This window comes from Candidatus Liberibacter asiaticus (assembly GCF_000590865.3).
In the GTDB taxonomy this organism is placed as follows: domain Bacteria; phylum Pseudomonadota; class Alphaproteobacteria; order Rhizobiales; family Rhizobiaceae; genus Liberibacter; species Liberibacter asiaticus.
In genome coordinates, this window is the sequence record NZ_CP010804.2 from 388,392 (window position 1) to 405,000 (window position 16,609).

Genomic DNA, 16,609 nt, shown 5'->3' on the forward strand with positions numbered 1-16,609 from the left:
TTTAACAATGCTCCCTGTCTTTTGGCATGTTCATTTTTCTATGAACTTCTTCAGAAAATGCCACATCTTTCGCAGAAACTTCATATCCGTCATTATAATTAAATGTATGAAATATCGTATAGAAAACAATTGATATAAAAGAGAGAAGTGCTAGCCACCACATATACCATACCATCGCAAAGGAAAAAACAATACTCAACGCTGCCAAAATAATACCCGTAGCAGTATTTGACGGCATATGAATTGGCATAAAACCTTCGGATGGATAGCGATATCCACGATTCTTCATATGTTCCCAAGCATCTATTGTAGATACGATAGGAGTAAAAGCAAAATTATACTGTGGACTAGGAGAAGAGATAGACCACTCCAAGGTACGTCCATCCCATGGATCCCCAATCGTATCCTGTAATTTAGATCTATTTAAGAAGGAGACAATAAATGATAAAACAAAAGAAAACACCCCAATTCCTATAAGTACAGCTCCTAACAACGCTACAACATAGTAAACTTGCAAAGTAGTATCTTCATATTGACTTAATCGACGAGTCACACCTTTTAATCCAAGGGCATAAAGCGGCATAAACGCTAGGTAAAAACCGACAAACCAACACCAAAAAGAAACCTTTCCCCAAAAAGAATTGAGTTGATAACCAAAAGCCTTAGGAAACCAATAAACGATCCCCGCAAACAAACCAAAAACAACACCTCCAATTATAGTATTATGAAAGTGAGCAACCAAAAACAATGAATTGTGCAGCGTAAAATCCGCTGGAGGAACAGCGAGCAATACCCCTGTCATACCCCCTATCAAAAAAGTTATCATAAAACCTAAAGTCCACATCATCGGAACTTCAAAACGCACTTTTCCTAAACGCATTGTAAAGAGCCAATTGAAAATTTTAGCCCCCGTAGGCACTGCTATAACCATTGTCATGATTCCAAAGAAAGCATTCACATTAGCCCCAGAACCCATGGTAAAGAAATGATGTAACCAAACAGTATACGACAAGATTGTTATTGCTAACGTCGCATAAACCATGGAATTATATCCAAACAGTCTCTTTCCCGAAAAAGTTGCAACAACTTCAGAAAAAATCCCAAAAGCCGGTAATACGAGTATATACACTTCTGGATGTCCCCATATCCAAATCAAATTAATATACATCATTGGATTACCACCAAGATGGTTAGTAAAAAAATTAGTACCTATATAACGATCAAGTGTTAACAAGAAAAGTGTGGCTGTTAAAATAGGAAACGCAGCTATAATCATTATATTAGAACAAAAAGCAGTCCAAACGAATACTGGCATCTTCATCATCGTCATTCCTGGACAACGCATCTTTATGATAGTCACTACTAAATTTATTCCGGATAAAGTCGTTCCGATCCCCGCAATTTGTAATCCCCAAATATAATAATCAACTCCAACTCCAGGAGAGTACGATATTCCAGATAACGGAGGATATGCTAACCAACCTACAGAAGCAAATTCGCCTATAAATAAAGAGCACATTATAACTACTGCGCCCGCAACAGTCATCCAAAACGAAAAATTATTCAAAAAAGGGAAAGAAACGTCTCGAGCACCTATTTGCAATGGAACTACAAAATTCATGATGCCTGTGATCATGGGCATAGCCACGAAAAAAATCATAATCACACCATGAGCTGTAAATATCTGATCATAGTGATGAGCATCCAGATATCCTTCTCCCCCGCCAGATGCTATAGCTTGCTGAAGACGCATCATTATAGCATCCGCAAAACCTCGAAAAAGCATCACCAAAGACAGTATTATATACATAATACCTATTTTTTTATGATCAACACTTGTAAACCATTCTTTCCACAAGTAACCCCAAAGACGATAGTATGTAATAGCGAAAATAATAGATACGCCTACTAAAGCCACCACAAAAAATGTCCCCAATACTATAGGGATGTTATAAGGAATGGAATTAATCGTTAAACGTCCAAATATGAACTTATGGAAATCAATGTTTTGTAGCATCTATGCTCTTTCCCTACACAATAAACATTACCACCTAAAATATGCAAAACTAGGATACGAAAGAACCCTCTTTGAGAACATATTGCTCACAATTGAATTATTTCTACATCTTCCTCCTACTACTGTCTATAACCCTCATCATATATGAGAGAATGACGATCAATACCCCTCATTCCCCCTCCCCCTAAAGCATCAATCCGCATCATTTCATCCATACATATTTTACCTGGATGAACACACAAATTAAGGATGGAATAATATAATCCTTTCTCTATAGGAGAAAAATAACGGACTGAATCACGTTCTGAAGGCTTTTTTAATAAGAGATATTCCTGCCGATTAAGAAAAGTTCCTTGGCGTTTTACTTTTGAAATCCAATCTTCAAATCCCTTCTCCGATTTCCCATAAAATTTAAAACGCATATGCGAAAAACCTCTACCTGAATAATTAGCAGAAAATCCGCTATATGCCCCTTTTTTATTCATCACAGCATGCAATTTAGTCTCCATGCCAGCCATGGCATAAATTTGTCCAGCCAAACCAGGGATATAGAAAGAATTCATAACAGAAGAAGCAGTAATCCTAAACTCCAAAGGACGATCTATTGGAACAACTAATTCATTAATTATCGCAACTTGCTGTTCTGGCAATAAGAAAAGCCATTTCCAATCCAAAGCTACAACCTCTACAACAAGGGGTTTACTATTCTTGGCAATAGATTTGCTCTCACTAATCCTTTCTAAGGGCGCATAAGGATCCATGCGATGCGTAGCATCCCAAGTGATTACGGCCAAAAAACCAACAATCACCAATGGGACAAGCCAGACAAAAAGTTCCAATAGAGTCGAATGACACCACTTAGGGTCATAACGGGCTTTCTTGTTGGTAGAACGATATTTCCAAGCAAAAAACAAGATAGAAAAAAAAACTGGGACGACTATTAATAACATCAAAGCAACTGCTATACGAATAAGACTCGCTTGTTGCAAAGCAATATCCCCGTAGGGATCCATGACGATAAATTCAAAACCTGAAAGCATTACACTCGAGAAAAATAGAAAAAAGAATTTCAGAGATTTACCCACGCTAACCCCCATCCAGTTAAGACAATCGCTCATAATAATCGAAAGTGGACTCCCTAATAGTTGCCTTAAATTATATAAAAAAATAAAAGTTTTAAAAAATAATTACGCTAGTTATCAACACGCCGTGTGTTATACTATGTAATCGAATTATTTTCTACCGTATTTATATAGAAACTATTTGCCTCAAATTTCACAAAAGGAAATAAGAATTCTTCTTGACTTTGCTAGAAACCAATCATAGGATTTCCTCTCTACTATGTATGGATTTATTATCGCTTTTTCACCCTTATATCGTGAAGCGGAATTTTACGGGATGCAAAATGGCAAAAGCAGCAACTATAAAGATTAAACTAATATCATCTGCGGGAACCGGTTCTTTTTATGTCACTAAAAAGAACTCCCGTACCATGTCAGGTAAAATGGTAAAAAACAAATATGATCCCGTAATTAGAAAACATGTAGAGTTTAAAGAAGGAAAAATAAAGTAACAGTAACAACAATTCACTCTTACATCCTCTTTAGATGGATAAATAATGTGCTTGTGGCATGTTTTTGAACAGAGATGATCGCTTAGTTAGTGCTTTTTGGATCGTATATCAACCAAGGGCTCTATATTTTCTCCCACTCTATACAGTAGAGAGTAGTGTAATTCCCATAAGTCTCGATCAATATGCATTAAATTTGTGTATTTTCTCGAATTTTCGTTCTTGAAAAATAATGACACGATTGCAATCAATGCTCACATATTAACATCAGGCTTCTCCTATATACTTTTTAATCGTTTCCATAAAGATAGACAAAGAAATTGGCTTAGAAATATATGCCTCACAACCTCCCTTACGAATCCTCTCCTCATCTCCTTTCATCGCAAAGGCTGTTACCGCTATGACGGGAATCTCCTGTAGTTCACTATCTTCTTTTATTTGCTTTGTAATCTCTAATCCAGAAATTTCCTGAAGCTGTATGTCCATGATAATAACATCTGGTTTATGTTGCCGAGCAAGCTCCAAAGCCTCCATACCATTTCTCGTCTGAAGAGCTATATACCCAGACGTCTCGATTAAATCTCTAAAGAGCTTCATATTTAGCTCATTATCCTCTACGATCATGACTTTTTTCAGCATCTTAACATTCCGATCATAAAATTCTCTCAAATGCAATAAAATACACTAAAAGAAACCTCTTAATAATTTGTATTTCATATTGATATCTCTATCCATCACTCTCGATGACAAATTGAGTTTTCAGTCAATTTTGACCAGTGACACTATCTCAAAAAATAAAGACCTCACATGCGATTATCTGCACTTCGCATATCGCCTGATCTCGGTCTCATATAAAAATACTCGAAACCCGTTATACAAAAATTCACATGCCAAACGAGACTCTAAACGATAAAAATAAATTACGCATTAAATTATAGTCATCTACAAAATACCCGAAAACCTAAAAAGTGAATCACTCTAACGACGCGTACTATCCTGTATCATGCTATCGATTATTTTGGAAAAAACACCTTCCGACATATCACCAAGATACAGATTCCCTCCTATGAAGAAAACAGGGGTAGAATCAATTGCAAAATCCTCGGAAGCGCGTTTTTTCCCCGCTTTAATATCATCTAAAATGTTTTGATCGTTCAAACACGTGTCAAAATCATTTTTGGAAAAACCGGCAAATTTAGCCATATTCAATAAAGCATCTCGGTAGTTTTTCGAATTTATCCAATCATCCTGTTTATTAAATAACAAAGAAACAAAACCCCAATACCCACCGTCCATGCGCTTCTCCGCACACCGAGCCAACATAACAGCAACCGTCGACACAGAATCCAAAGGAAATTCTCGCAAAATATACCGTAACTTACCAGTTTTTATGTACTTATCTTCAAGATATTTGAACGTTTTATTATGAAATTCCGCACAATGAAAACACGTCATCGATGCATATTCAACCATTGTAACTGGCGCATCTTTTTGCCCAATTGATACATCTTTCATGGTGCTGGGAGAAGCAGCAAGCAAAGCGCGAAAATCTACTACACCATCGGGAATTGGCAACTCATTTAAAGCAGAACCTTTTCGGGTGTAAAAAAAGTAAGATGCTATAAAAAGTAATACTATTCCCCCTAAAACCCCTATTCTAGTTGTGCTCATCACCATTATTTCTCCTACTTGAATATTATTCCCAACCGAAACGTTGTTTGTTATTTTATCTCAATGAATTCTGTAATAATTTACTTACCTACTATAAATAGGAACATCCGACTACTGCATGACCAAAGCGAATCAGCGCTCGTTTTAATTGCTCATCCTTAATTCCCTCAGTCATTTTGTCAATTTTTTCACAATCATCTTTTTCAAGAGCAGGAATAGAAACAGAAGGAGCTTGATTTACAATACTCATAGATCTTTGCAGAAAACGAATTCTTTTGATAGCACAAAAACCAAAAAAAATATTCACATTTCTGATGATCTTCGATTGATCATGCATTAAAAAAAGAGCATGTGAACCCTCACATGCAATAATCAAAGTGCCACTAACATCGCTCGAGATATCTTGTCTTTCAATGGAAGTTCTATTCGGCCAAATTATTTTTTCTGGTCTACAACACCTAGCAATATTACTTCCTACAATTTCACTCCACGCGCTGACAAGAGACATGCTAATACCCGCTCTACGACGCAAAAAAGGATCAAGCAAATCATCTATGACTTGAGAAAAATGTATCATAACCTTACCCGCCCCTTCACATATACAATTATCTTAAACTCATATAAATACATAAAAGAAACATACTGCGATAAACAGAACATATTTACTCTCATCACTGAAGGAAAAACCCTACCTTGAAGGCAACTTACTTTTACCATCTTTTCAATTTAATGAACACTACTATAGTTGGGTAATATTCCCAATATGCAAGTCAAATTTAAATGGAGTTCAATAACACCATATGCCGCAGCCTGAACACATAATTCAGTCCAAGATTCTCGATTGGTACGATACTAATCACCGTGTACTTCCCTGGAGAACTTCTCCTAAAACCGAGAAATCTAGCTTACCTTCTCCCTATAAAGTATGGATTTCCGAAATAATGTTACAACAAACAACTGTCAAAACGGTAGAACCATATTTTAAAAAATTTATGCAGAAATGGCCCACAATATTTTGCTTGTCTTCTGCTAAAGATGAGGAAATTTTATCTGCATGGGCAGGACTCGGATATTATACACGCGCAAGAAATCTCAAAAAATGCGCTGATATTATTGTAAAAAAATACGAAGGAAATTTTCCTCATAAAGTTGAAATTCTAAAAAAACTCCCTGGTATTGGGGATTATACAGCATCTGCTATAGTTGCCATTGCATTTAACCACTTTGCCGTTGTGGTAGACACCAACATTGAGCGAATAATATCTAGATATTTTGATATTATCAAACCCGCCCCTCTCTATCATAAAACGATAAAAAACTATGCTCGTAAAATTACTTCGACATCTCGTCCAGGAGATTTTGTTCAAGCTATGATGGATTTAGGCGCACTAATCTGCACTTCCAATAAACCTCTATGCCCCCTGTGCCCTATTCAAAAAAACTGCTTAACTTTTTCTGAAGGAAAATCTCATCTTCTCGGCATAAACACCATCAAAAAGAAAAGGCCCATGCGCACTGGTGCTGTTTTCATAGCCATAACCAACGATAATCGTATCCTCCTAAGAAAAAGGACAAACACACGCCTTTTGGAAGGCATGGACGAACTCCCAGGAAGCGCTTGGAGCTCTACAAAAGATGGAAATATCGATACTCATAGCGCTCCTTTCACGGCAAATTGGATTTTATGCAATACAATCACCCACACGTTTACCCATTTTACCCTAACACTATTCGTTTGGAAAACAATTGTACCTCAAATTGTAATAATCCCAGACAGCACATGGCACGATGCACAAAATCTCGCAAATGCCGCCTTACCAACTGTTATGAAAAAAGCCCTCTCTGCAGGAGGAATAAAGGTACCACAATAAACGCGATATCATTACATTTTCAGCATTGCTTAATAATTCAACTCTTTGCCGAAAAGCAATCGTCTAATCATTCTCATCGGGAAAATTCTACTGAGTCTGGTGAAAATGTTTTGATAATTTTAATGCTTGAGATTGATAATGAGATCCTCTTGCTTCCCCATAAAGACGCTCTGGTTCTCCGTCCATAGATTCATACTTAAGGCGTCCAATAATTTGACCATGTTCCAACACAAATGGGACAGATGAGCGCACCTCTAAAACAGCTTTTGCACCTACTTCTTGTGGCAATACACACCCAAATCCAGGATCAAAAAACCCTGCATAATGAACTCTAAATTCTCCTATTGAGTGATCATATGGTATCATCTCAGCCACTAGGGAAGGCGGGATTTGTATAAACTCTCGCGACGCAAAAATGTAAAATTCATTGGGATCCAAAATAAATTGACCTTCAGGTGCATCCCATGAAAACAGGGGGTCCCAGAAATCTGATTCGTCATATTTATTCTCCGAATCAACATCTATTGCCGCCGTATGACGTTTGGCTCTATATCCTATAATGCTTTTTTTACCTATCTCATTCCCCTTAAGATCAACAGATAACGCCACACCTTTTCCCGAGAAATCACGTAGCCCATCTTGAACCAAAGGACTGAGTTCATGAAGCGCACTTAACTCTTCTTGAGAACAAAACTTCCGTTCCTTCACAAACCTGATCTGCGATAAACGAGATCCAACTCTCACAACTATGGGAAAAGTCCTCGGCAAAATTTCTAGATAAAGAGGCCCACTATAGTTTGGGGAAATGCTATCAAACTCTTGAGATCTATCACCGATCACTCGGGCGAATACATCTATTCTCCCTATAGAACTCTTAGGATTTGCATAAGCAGAAATACCGTTTTTAAGATTAAGACTTTCCATTAATGGAACAATGTACACGCAATTGGCATCTAATACCGTGCCTCCTGAAAGATCTATTTCGCGTAATTTAAAGTGCTTTATTTTATCTGAAACAAGACCATCTATATTTGGCAAAAAACTCGCTCGAACACGATATGCTTTTGAGGAAAGCCGTAAATCAATACTAGCAGGCTGAATCTGATTTTTTTCTAATGGGTGCTCAGAAACAATATCTCCACGCTCAGCTAATGTAGCTATGGCTTTGTCTGGCAAGACTCCTTTGTTCATCTTTATCTACCTATCTTACTTAGAATCAAAGTAATGATCTACCTAATATGCCCTGTCTTATAAACCTAATCACTTCTAAACTACAGTACCTAAAATCACATTAATTAAATGAAATCAAACACTGAATTGACTTCGAGTAGTTTCTTATTTAGAGTACGGTATTCTATGGTGTATTAATCGTGAAGGGCCTCCTAGGTTATTGATCAAATGAAACGTACATATAATCCTTCTAATATTGTCAGAAAAAGACGTTGTGGCTTTCTTGCACGCATGTCCACACGCAGTGGCATAAGAATTCTGAATCGGCGGAGATCTAAAGGACGTAAACGCCTTTCTGCCTAACGAACTTCTTTGCTGTCCTTTCCTTATAGGAGGTGAGTTTTGAGCTGTGCTATCAAAGTGCTAACTGTGAATCTTAAGATGCGTGGATGAGTAATATCTGTATACTTAAAAAGCGCAGGCAATTCGCACTAGTAAAAAAAGGAGAGTTGAGAAAAGGTCCTTTTTTCTCTTTAGAAGTTTTGAACAATAATAATTCCAATCTGTTACCACGTGTGGGTTTTACTGTCACGAAAAAGCAAGGATGTGCAGTTGAGCGCAATCGGATGCGTCGTAGATTAAAAGAAGCAGTTCGACTTTGTGCAGAAGGTGTTTTAAAACATGGTCATGATTATGTACTAATTGCTAAGAGGGATGCTCTTTTTATTCCTTTTAAGGAACTTTGCAATCATTTCGTTGAACGTGTTCGTCGCAACAAGCGATCATATTATTCGGGAAAAAATTTCTCTAGGAAATCGTAATGGAAAGAAATTGGAACTATTTTGTAGCTATCGCCCTATCTGTTATCATTGTATACGCTTGGCAAAATTTTTACGTCTATCCTCGCATTGAGGAAATGAACAACGAACGCAAAAATATTCAAACAGTAAAACAACCGAATCAAGTTGATAATTCGTATGCTGCTGTATTGATAGATGATCGTGCGCAAGCTTTATCTATGTCTCCCCGCGTTGAGCTTAAAAATCCTTCTCTCATTGGATCAATTAATCTAAAAGGCGCTCAGTTTGATGATCTAAACTTACGAGGCTATCATTTAGATGTGTCTAGCAACAGCCCTATTGTCACACTTTTAAGCCCATCAAATACAAAAAATGCCTATTTTGCCGAATTAGATTATGTGTCCACAGCCAATAACATAGAGTTGCCAAATTCAAATACTGTCTGGAACTTGATTTCTGGCAAAATCCTCACCCCTACTACTCCAATAAAATTGGTTTTTAAAAATGCAAACAATATTTTATTTGAGCGCACGATATCATTGGATGAGCATTACCTCTTTAAGATAGTAGATACAGTTACAAACAATAGCATAGATCAGATCAGATTTTCTCCGCGTGGGCGAATTATGCGCCATAAACCACAAACGGCAACCAATACCTTTGGAGTACAAGAAGGATTTATAGCTGTTTTAGGGGACAAATCCCTTGTAGAACAGAAGTATTCTGATATTGAAAAATCTAGCATTTCTAATTTCCACGAATCTAACAGTTGGCTCGGAATATCAGACAAGTATTGGGCATCTGTTTTCATACCATCTAAAGAAACATCATTTCATAGCCAATTCAAATATTTGTCTGATGGACACGCTCGTTATCAAGCAAAATTTAGCGCCAATGAAATTACTATTCTTCCTGGAAAATCAATCACAACAACAAATTTTCTATTTGCAGGCGCTAAAGAGTTTCCCACGATTCATCACTACGAAAAGGATTTGGCAATTCCGCGGTTTGAAATGCTGATTGATTGGGGTTGGTTTTACTTTATTGCGAAACCCATGTTTATGCTTATGAGTTATTTTTATAACCTCGTAGGGAACTTTGGTATTGCAATTATGCTAACAACAGTTTTTGTCAAGCTTCTGTTCTTTCCATTAGCAAAAAAGCAATATGTCTCTACGGCTAATATGAAAAATATTCAACCAAAAATAGATGAATTACGCGAGAAATTTAAACAATCCCCTCCTCAAGTATTGCAAAAAGCAATGATTCAACTATACAAGACACACAACATTAATCCTCTTGCAGGGTGTTGGCCCATATTATTGCAAATTCCAGTATTTTTCGCTATCTACAAAGTTATTTCTATATCTTTAGAAATGAGACATGCTCCTTTTTGGGGATGGATTAAAGATCTCGCTGCAGCTGATCCGACCAATATTTTTACACTATTTGGAATATTGCCGTTTTATCTCCCTGGATTCATGCATGTTGGTATCTGGCCAATAATTATGAGTCTATCCATGTTTATTCAGATGAAAATGAGTCCACCTCCTGCAGATAAAGGACAAGCAATGATTTTAAACTGGATGCCCGTAGTATTTGTTTTTGCCCTGTCTTCTTTCCCTGCTGGATTGATTATATATTGGTCTTGGAGCAATGTTATATCCATTGTCCAACAAGCAGTAATCATGAAAATGCATGGTGCAGAAATTGGACTGATAGATAGGTTGCGTTCTACGTTTTCGAAAAACTATAATTCTCAATAAAAGTTAGTTCGATTTCACTGTTTTTCATAAAAATTCAAATGGATAAAATTATTGGTAAGTCATACAATATTCACGAAATCAGCATGGATATTTCTACGAGGAGTTCCAGAAATAGGTCTCCTGCCCAAAGCAGGACCTCCTGAAATAGCATTTTCTGGCCGTTCAAATGTTGGAAAGTCATCTTTAATCAATATTTTAGTCAATCGAAAAAACTTAGCTAGGACATCTAATGCGCCTGGGCGCACTCAGCATCTAAATTTTTTTGTTCCAAAAGATTTTTCCAACCTAAAAAATAATCTTCCTGCCATGGCTTTAGTTGATATGCCAGGATATGGGTATGCTCGGGCTCCTAAGAAAAATGTTGATTCATGGGGGGGATTAATTGTCAGATATTTATCTGAAAGATCAACTTTAAGATGTGTATATCTATTGATTGATTGTCGTCATGGCGTAAAACAAATAGATCAAGATGTTTTTTCCTTTTTAGATAAAAAAGCTGTCTCCTATCAAATTGTCCTTACAAAAATTGATAAACTTTCCCCTACTACAGCACAAGAAACACTAGAAAAAACCAAATATTTGATACGCAATTACCCTACTGCACATCCTGAAGTAATACCTACTTCTTCCGTTAAAAGAAAAGGAATAGAAGTATTGCGAAAGGCGATTCTTGAAACAATAAATTATTAACAATAAAAATCATTTTTTCAACAAACATCAATCTATCTTATTCTTTAAGCATATCTTTTTATAAGAACTTGTTTTACCCTTGTGTATGATAATCAACGGTATAGAGTAATAATTAATGACTGAAAAAATATATCAATTTCAAGCAGAAATTTTAGAACAAGTGCTACCTTTCGTACAGTTTTATGAGAATGAAACTATTGTCGTCAAGTATGGTGGACACGTCATGAATTGTACAGATCTAAGCAAGGATTTTGTTAACGACATTGCTCTTTTAAAAAAATCAAATATTACACCTGTTATTGTTCATGGAGGTGGTCCGCAAATAGGAGCCGTTCTTGAAAAAATGGGCATAAAATCCAAATTTGAAAATGGCCTGCGTATTACAGATCAGCAAACAGCAGAAGTTGTCGAAATGGTGCTTGCAGGATCAATCAATAAAAAGATAGTTTCTTTAATTAATCAAACTGGTACTCAGGCTATCGGTATATGTGGAAAAGATGGCAACATGGTATTTGCCGAAAAAGCTCGGCACAGTTTAAGATTATCTCCCAATACCAAAAAAAACATAAACTTGGGTTTTGTAGGCAACGTAATAAAAGTTAATCGTACTATTCTTGACCTTCTTATAAAATCAGGGATTATACCTGTTATAGCTCCTATTGCACCTGGATATGATGGAGCTACTTATAATATAAACGCCGATACCTTTGCTGGAGCTATAGCTGAAAAATTAAATGTTATACGCCTTTTATTCCTTACAGATGTCCCTGGAGTCCTAGACAAAAATAGACAATTAATTAGCAAATTATCTATCAATGAAGCCCGTACACTAATTAAAGATGGAACTATTTCTGGAGGAATGATTCCTAAAATCGAAACATCAATTAAAGCTATCGAAAATGGTGTAAAAAGCGTTGCCATTCTTGATGGAAAAAAACCACACTCTATTCTCATGGAAATATTTACTAAAAACGGCTCTGGAACACTTCTAATCCCTTAATAACTTATTACATTACACAAAATAAGAGAATACCTCTGCCACAAGCCACTCAAGTAAAATCTATTTTATAATTTCCTGATAAAAATAAATTATGTACTCTCAAGTTTTTTATAATGTATTAAGTGGCAATCCTAACAATCTTATTGTTAATACTACTCGGTTTTACATTGTCATCTATTCCCCTTAATTCAAAATGATCTCCGTATTTTCTTGCCAATTTCAATTATGAATTATAATTGACAATATATGTAATTTTATAATAGAAATATTCCCGTGTATATCATAATCGTTATTACTTTACACCCTTAGATAAAAGACCTTTATGAAGGTTGTAGTAAAAGAGTATCTTCTCAATACGGTACTCATTCCTAGAAGATTCAATAAGAGAAAGATATGAGCAGATCAACCGTTGTTCCAGAGGAAAATCCTACTAAGAAGCCTAAGGTTTGGACTTCTAAAGAGGTATTTCAAATATATAACATGCCATTCAATGATCTTCTGTTTTGGTCTCATACAGTTCACAGGAAAAATTTTGAACCAAATCATATCCAGCTTAGTAAACTATTAAACATTAAGACAGGCGGATGTCCGGAAAATTGTGGTTATTGCAATCAGTCTGTACACAATAAATCAAAATTAAAAGCGTCAAAACTTATAAATGTTGATCAGGTTCTAAAAGAAGCAAAAAATGCCAAAGAAAACGGCGCTACTCGTTACTGCATGGGCGCTGCTTGGCGTGAACCTAAAGAACGTGATCTCAGCATTATTGTGGATATGATCAAAGGAGTAAAATCACTTGGACTTGAAACATGTATGACACTTGGAATGCTATCTTTTGAACAAGCTCAAATATTATCTAAAGCGGGACTTGATTACTATAACCATAATATAGATACTTCTGAACGATTTTATCCTCATGTTACAACCACTCATACTTTTGAAGACCGCCTGCAAACGTTAGAAAATGTTCGAAAATCGGGCATCAAGGTGTGCTGTGGTGGAATATTAGGACTTGGAGAAATGATTGATGATCGCATTGATATGCTCCTCACTCTAGCAAATCTTTCAACACCTCCAGAGAGCATTCCAATAAACTTACTGATTCCAATACCAGGATCAAAGTTTGAGGAAAATAAAAAGGTTGATCCAATTGAGCATGTCCGTATTATATCGGTTGCTCGTATATTAATGCCAAAGTCACGACTACGTTTAGCTGCAGGACGTGCCATGATGTCAGATGAACTACAAGCTCTTTGTTTTTTTTCTGGTGCCAATTCCATATTCGTGGGAGATACATTGTTAACAGCTAAAAATCCTTCTTATAATAAAGATACTATACTTTTCAATCGTCTGGGATTAATACCAGATTTAAGTGCATGAAAAACATTCAAATGTCTTTTTATGAAGAAAGACTGCAAAAAATTAAATCAAAAGGACGTCACCGTCAATTATTACGTCGTCAAGATATATGGGATTTTACTTCTCACGATTACCTTGCATTATCGTCATCTACGTTACTGAGAGAAAAAATATTATCATCTCTTGATTCTAAAATTCCTATAGGTTCCGGAGGGTCAAGATTACTTTGTGGAAATTATAATCAACATCTAGAGTTAGAAGAAGAAGCAGCTGATTTTTTTGGATTTGAAAAGATGCTGTACTTTGGAAGTGGTTATGCAGCAAATATGGCAATTCTTTCAACTTTACCACAAGCAACTGATTTGATCGTTTACGATAAGTTAGTGCATGCAAGTATTCGTGAAGGAATAAACTCTGGAAAAGCACAAGCTATTGCTATTCCTCATAATAATATCAATTCCTTTGCTGAAAACATTAATAAATGGCGCAAAAGTGGAGGAAAAGGATTCCCGTGGATCGTCGTCGAAAGTATTTATTCTATGGATGGAGACAAGGCGCCTTTAGATGATCTAGTCAAGATTGCCAATGATTATGACGGTTTTATTGTTGTAGATGAAGCACATGCTACGGGAGTTTGTGGGCCACTTGGTAAAGGGCTGACACACATTATAGAAGAACGAAATAACGTAATCGTAATGCATTCTTGTAGTAAGGCACTTGGATCATCAGGAGCACTCGTAGGATCTAATAAAATAATATATGATTATCTTATAAACTATGCCAAGCCGTTTATTTATACTACCTCTCCTTCTCCAATTCTAGCAGTTGTCGCCTGCGAAGCTTTAAAACTTATCAAAAGAAAACCAGCTCTTCACAAGTCTCTATTGCAGTTGATTAATATTACAGATAAAATTGCAAATAAGAAAATAGGTTTTTCGAGCCAATCCCATATACAATCAATTGTCATTGGAGACAATAAATCTTGTTTAAATATCGCTAAGAATCTCCAAAAAAAAGGATTTGACATTCGCGCAATTCGCCCTCCAACTGTGCCAATAAACACAGCGCGCTTGCGCATTAGTATTACATTAAATGTAGATGAACCTACTATTGTAAAACTTTTTGATATTCTTCCCCAAATTATTTCAGAGGGAAATTCATGAAATTACGTTTAGTTATAGTTGGAACGGATACATCCGTTGGAAAAACAATTTTTGCATCTGCACTTGTACATGCATTGAATGCATATTATTGGAAACCTATTCAATCAGGTATGTATGAAGAAACAGATAGTAAAACTATTCATAGAATTGGACGCATCCCAAAAAGTCATATTATTCCAGAAAAATGGAAACTCAGAACCCCTGCATCTCCACATTTGGCTGCTGAAATAGATGGAGTAATAATTGATCCTGCCACAATTAATCCACCTGATATAAATGATTCCATTATCATTGAAGGAATAGGCGGGCTCCTTGTTCCTCTTACAACTGAATATTTATTCATTGATTTAATTGAACGCTGGCAATTCCCGATTATCTTGTGTGCACGCACATCACTTGGCACAATCAATCATAGTTTACTTTCCTTAGAAACGCTCCGCAATCGTAACATAAACATTATCGGAATCGCATTCATTGGCGATTCAATGCCAAAAGTAGAAGAAACAATCGTAAAAATCGGACGAATTCCACATCTTGGAAGATTACCTAAAATTGATCCTATAGATCCTGATGTACTCCACCAAAAATTTCAAGAACACTTTACACAATCATTATTACAGAAATATTTCTATGAATCACTTACATTCTAATTATCCGATATGGCATCCTTTTGTTCAACATTTTTGTAATCCTACTTTTAAAAAGATTATTAAGACAGAAGGATCTTATCTTATTGATGAAAATCACGATAAGATTATTGATGCCATTTCTTCTTGGTGGGTTATTACCCATGGACATCGTCATCCTATAATTATGAATGCAATACGATCTGCATCTGAAAACTATGATCAAATAATTTTTTCCGAATATACTCACGAACCCGCTGAACAACTTGCAAGATTACTCATTAAAATTGCACCTCTAGGGTTACAATACGTTTTTTTTTCTGATAGTGGCTCTACTTCTATAGAAGTAGCACTCAAAATGGCCCTAGGGTTTTTTAATAATAATAACATGCCACGTAACAAAATTGTCGTCATGGAACATGGATACCATGGAGATACAATTGGATCTATGTCAGTTAGTATGCGTGGAGCATTTAATAATTCTTATGAACCTCTACTGTTCGATGTAGAAACCATTCCTTTTCCACATCATAATGAAGAACAAAAAACCCTTGATGATCTTGAAAAACACTGTAGTACCCAAAAAATAGCTGCTTTCTTGGTAGAACCATTAATACTTGGTGCGGGCGGTATGCAAACCTATCGTCCATACATTCTAAAAGAATTTATGCGTATAACAAAAAAATATGATACACTTCTAATTGCAGATGAAGTCATGACTGGATGGGGAAGGACAGGGAAAATTTTTGCTTGTAATCATGCAGATATTACTCCTGATATTCTTTGTTTATCTAAAGGAATTACAGGAGGTGCATTACCATTAGCAGCTACACTTTGCTCTGAAGAAATTTTTGATTCTCACTTATCTTCTGATAAGAAGAAAACATTTTTTCATTCCAGCTCGTA

At 36.1% G+C, this 16,609-nt stretch carries 17 protein-coding genes (1 of these 17 running past the window's edge); 11 read left to right on the forward strand and 6 right to left on the reverse strand.

Annotated elements, in window-relative coordinates:
• Nucleotide 1 precedes the first annotated feature (1 nt).
• Nucleotides 2-2,017 (reverse strand): cytochrome o ubiquinol oxidase subunit I, encoded by a 2,016-nt coding sequence (gene cyoB / locus CD16_RS01750; RefSeq protein ID WP_012778692.1) that lies wholly within the window; start codon nucleotides 2,015-2,017, stop codon nucleotides 2-4.
• A gap of 119 nt (nucleotides 2,018-2,136) precedes the next feature.
• Nucleotides 2,137-3,135 carry a ubiquinol oxidase subunit II gene (gene cyoA, locus CD16_RS01755; RefSeq protein ID WP_012778693.1) on the reverse strand — a complete coding sequence of 333 codons (999 nt, stop codon included), beginning with the start codon at nucleotides 3,133-3,135 and terminating at the stop codon, nucleotides 2,137-2,139.
• 287 nt (nucleotides 3,136-3,422) lie between these two features.
• Here cyoA and rpmG point away from each other — a divergent pair, with 287 nt between their 5' ends.
• A complete protein-coding gene (rpmG, locus tag CD16_RS01760; RefSeq protein ID WP_012778694.1) occupies nucleotides 3,423-3,590 on the forward strand; it encodes a 50S ribosomal protein L33 in 168 nt (55 codons plus the stop codon).
• A 264-nt stretch (nucleotides 3,591-3,854) separates the two neighbouring features.
• On the opposite strand, the gene CD16_RS01765 is transcribed toward rpmG, so the two are convergent.
• The 3 genes from CD16_RS01765 to CD16_RS01775 all read right to left on the reverse strand — a co-directional run bounded on the left by CD16_RS01765 (nucleotide 3,855) and on the right by CD16_RS01775 (nucleotide 5,835).
• Nucleotides 3,855-4,226, reverse strand: coding sequence for a response regulator (locus CD16_RS01765; RefSeq protein ID WP_012778695.1), 372 nt, complete (start codon nucleotides 4,224-4,226; stop codon nucleotides 3,855-3,857).
• Nucleotides 4,227-4,565: 339 nt separating this feature from the next.
• The gene (locus tag CD16_RS01770; RefSeq protein WP_012778696.1) at nucleotides 4,566-5,264 is read right to left on the reverse strand and encodes a DsbA family protein; all 699 of its coding nucleotides are present in this window, start codon (nucleotides 5,262-5,264) and stop codon (nucleotides 4,566-4,568) included.
• Between the two features lie 85 nt (nucleotides 5,265-5,349).
• The gene (locus CD16_RS01775; RefSeq protein ID WP_012778697.1) at nucleotides 5,350-5,835 is read right to left on the reverse strand and encodes a DUF721 domain-containing protein; all 486 of its coding nucleotides are present in this window, start codon (nucleotides 5,833-5,835) and stop codon (nucleotides 5,350-5,352) included.
• Between the two features lie 223 nt (nucleotides 5,836-6,058).
• Here CD16_RS01775 and CD16_RS01780 point away from each other — a divergent pair, with 223 nt between their 5' ends.
• A complete protein-coding gene (locus CD16_RS01780; RefSeq protein WP_012778698.1) occupies nucleotides 6,059-7,129 on the forward strand; it encodes an A/G-specific adenine glycosylase in 1,071 nt (356 codons plus the stop codon).
• 87 nt (nucleotides 7,130-7,216) lie between these two features.
• Here CD16_RS01780 and CD16_RS01785 read toward each other — a convergent pair whose 3' ends face one another.
• Complete coding sequence (locus CD16_RS01785; RefSeq protein WP_012778699.1) at nucleotides 7,217-8,320, reverse strand: 2'-deoxycytidine 5'-triphosphate deaminase; 1,104 nt, start codon at nucleotides 8,318-8,320, stop codon at nucleotides 7,217-7,219.
• Between the two features lie 207 nt (nucleotides 8,321-8,527).
• On the opposite strand from CD16_RS01785, the gene rpmH reads away from it, so the two are divergent.
• From rpmH to CD16_RS01830, 9 genes are all read left to right on the forward strand, one after another.
• Nucleotides 8,528-8,662: a 50S ribosomal protein L34 gene (rpmH, locus tag CD16_RS01790; protein ID WP_012778700.1), complete on the forward strand. Its 135-nt coding sequence runs from the start codon at nucleotides 8,528-8,530 to the stop codon at nucleotides 8,660-8,662.
• An 86-nt stretch (nucleotides 8,663-8,748) separates the two neighbouring features.
• Complete coding sequence (gene rnpA, locus CD16_RS01795; RefSeq protein WP_012778701.1) at nucleotides 8,749-9,120, forward strand: ribonuclease P protein component; 372 nt, start codon at nucleotides 8,749-8,751, stop codon at nucleotides 9,118-9,120.
• A complete protein-coding gene (gene yidC, locus CD16_RS01800; protein ID WP_012778702.1) occupies nucleotides 9,120-10,865 on the forward strand; it encodes a membrane protein insertase YidC in 1,746 nt (581 codons plus the stop codon). Before rnpA ends, yidC begins: the two co-directional genes overlap by 1 nt.
• Nucleotides 10,866-10,916: 51 nt before the next feature.
• Nucleotides 10,917-11,555 carry a ribosome biogenesis GTP-binding protein YihA/YsxC gene (gene yihA, locus CD16_RS01805; protein ID WP_012778703.1) on the forward strand — a complete coding sequence of 213 codons (639 nt, stop codon included), beginning with the start codon at nucleotides 10,917-10,919 and terminating at the stop codon, nucleotides 11,553-11,555.
• A 115-nt stretch (nucleotides 11,556-11,670) separates the two neighbouring features.
• Nucleotides 11,671-12,555 carry an acetylglutamate kinase gene (argB, locus tag CD16_RS01810; protein WP_015452364.1) on the forward strand — a complete coding sequence of 295 codons (885 nt, stop codon included), beginning with the start codon at nucleotides 11,671-11,673 and terminating at the stop codon, nucleotides 12,553-12,555.
• Between the two features lie 393 nt (nucleotides 12,556-12,948).
• On the forward strand, nucleotides 12,949-13,935 hold the full coding sequence (gene bioB, locus CD16_RS01815) for a biotin synthase BioB (protein ID WP_012778704.1): 987 nt from the start codon (nucleotides 12,949-12,951) through the stop codon (nucleotides 13,933-13,935).
• Complete coding sequence (locus CD16_RS01820; RefSeq protein ID WP_012778705.1) at nucleotides 13,932-15,077, forward strand: 8-amino-7-oxononanoate synthase; 1,146 nt, start codon at nucleotides 13,932-13,934, stop codon at nucleotides 15,075-15,077. The genes bioB and CD16_RS01820 overlap by 4 nt, the downstream gene beginning before the upstream one ends.
• Nucleotides 15,074-15,727 (forward strand): dethiobiotin synthase, encoded by a 654-nt coding sequence (gene bioD, locus CD16_RS01825; RefSeq protein ID WP_012778706.1) that lies wholly within the window; start codon nucleotides 15,074-15,076, stop codon nucleotides 15,725-15,727. Before CD16_RS01820 ends, bioD begins: the two co-directional genes overlap by 4 nt.
• Nucleotides 15,708-16,609 carry the 5' portion of an adenosylmethionine--8-amino-7-oxononanoate transaminase gene (locus tag CD16_RS01830; protein WP_012778707.1) on the forward strand. 370 nt of this gene lie beyond the right edge of the window, so only the first 902 of its 1,272 coding nucleotides appear in the window; its start codon is at nucleotides 15,708-15,710; the stop codon falls past the right edge of the window. The genes bioD and CD16_RS01830 overlap by 20 nt, the downstream gene beginning before the upstream one ends.

Excerpts from the sequence above, each read along its gene's own strand:
- cyoB (WP_012778692.1), bottom strand. The coding sequence starts at position 2,017 with ATGCTACAAAACATTGATTTCCATAAGTTCATATTTGGACGTTTAACG.
- cyoA (WP_012778693.1), bottom strand. The coding sequence starts at position 3,135 with ATGAGCGATTGTCTTAACTGGATGGGGGTTAGCGTGGGTAAATCTCTG.
- rpmG (WP_012778694.1), top strand. The coding sequence starts at position 3,423 with ATGGCAAAAGCAGCAACTATAAAGATTAAACTAATATCATCTGCGGGA.
- CD16_RS01765 (WP_012778695.1), bottom strand. The coding sequence starts at position 4,226 with ATGCTGAAAAAAGTCATGATCGTAGAGGATAATGAGCTAAATATGAAG.
- CD16_RS01770 (WP_012778696.1), bottom strand. The coding sequence starts at position 5,264 with ATGGTGATGAGCACAACTAGAATAGGGGTTTTAGGGGGAATAGTATTA.
- CD16_RS01775 (WP_012778697.1), bottom strand. The coding sequence starts at position 5,835 with ATGATACATTTTTCTCAAGTCATAGATGATTTGCTTGATCCTTTTTTG.
- CD16_RS01780 (WP_012778698.1), top strand. The coding sequence starts at position 6,059 with ATGCCGCAGCCTGAACACATAATTCAGTCCAAGATTCTCGATTGGTAC.
- CD16_RS01785 (WP_012778699.1), bottom strand. The coding sequence starts at position 8,320 with ATGAACAAAGGAGTCTTGCCAGACAAAGCCATAGCTACATTAGCTGAG.
- rpmH (WP_012778700.1), top strand. The coding sequence starts at position 8,528 with ATGAAACGTACATATAATCCTTCTAATATTGTCAGAAAAAGACGTTGT.
- rnpA (WP_012778701.1), top strand. The coding sequence starts at position 8,749 with ATGAGTAATATCTGTATACTTAAAAAGCGCAGGCAATTCGCACTAGTA.
- yidC (WP_012778702.1), top strand. The coding sequence starts at position 9,120 with ATGGAAAGAAATTGGAACTATTTTGTAGCTATCGCCCTATCTGTTATC.
- argB (WP_015452364.1), top strand. The coding sequence starts at position 11,671 with ATGACTGAAAAAATATATCAATTTCAAGCAGAAATTTTAGAACAAGTG.
- bioB (WP_012778704.1), top strand. The coding sequence starts at position 12,949 with ATGAGCAGATCAACCGTTGTTCCAGAGGAAAATCCTACTAAGAAGCCT.
- CD16_RS01820 (WP_012778705.1), top strand. The coding sequence starts at position 13,932 with ATGAAAAACATTCAAATGTCTTTTTATGAAGAAAGACTGCAAAAAATT.
- bioD (WP_012778706.1), top strand. The coding sequence starts at position 15,074 with ATGAAATTACGTTTAGTTATAGTTGGAACGGATACATCCGTTGGAAAA.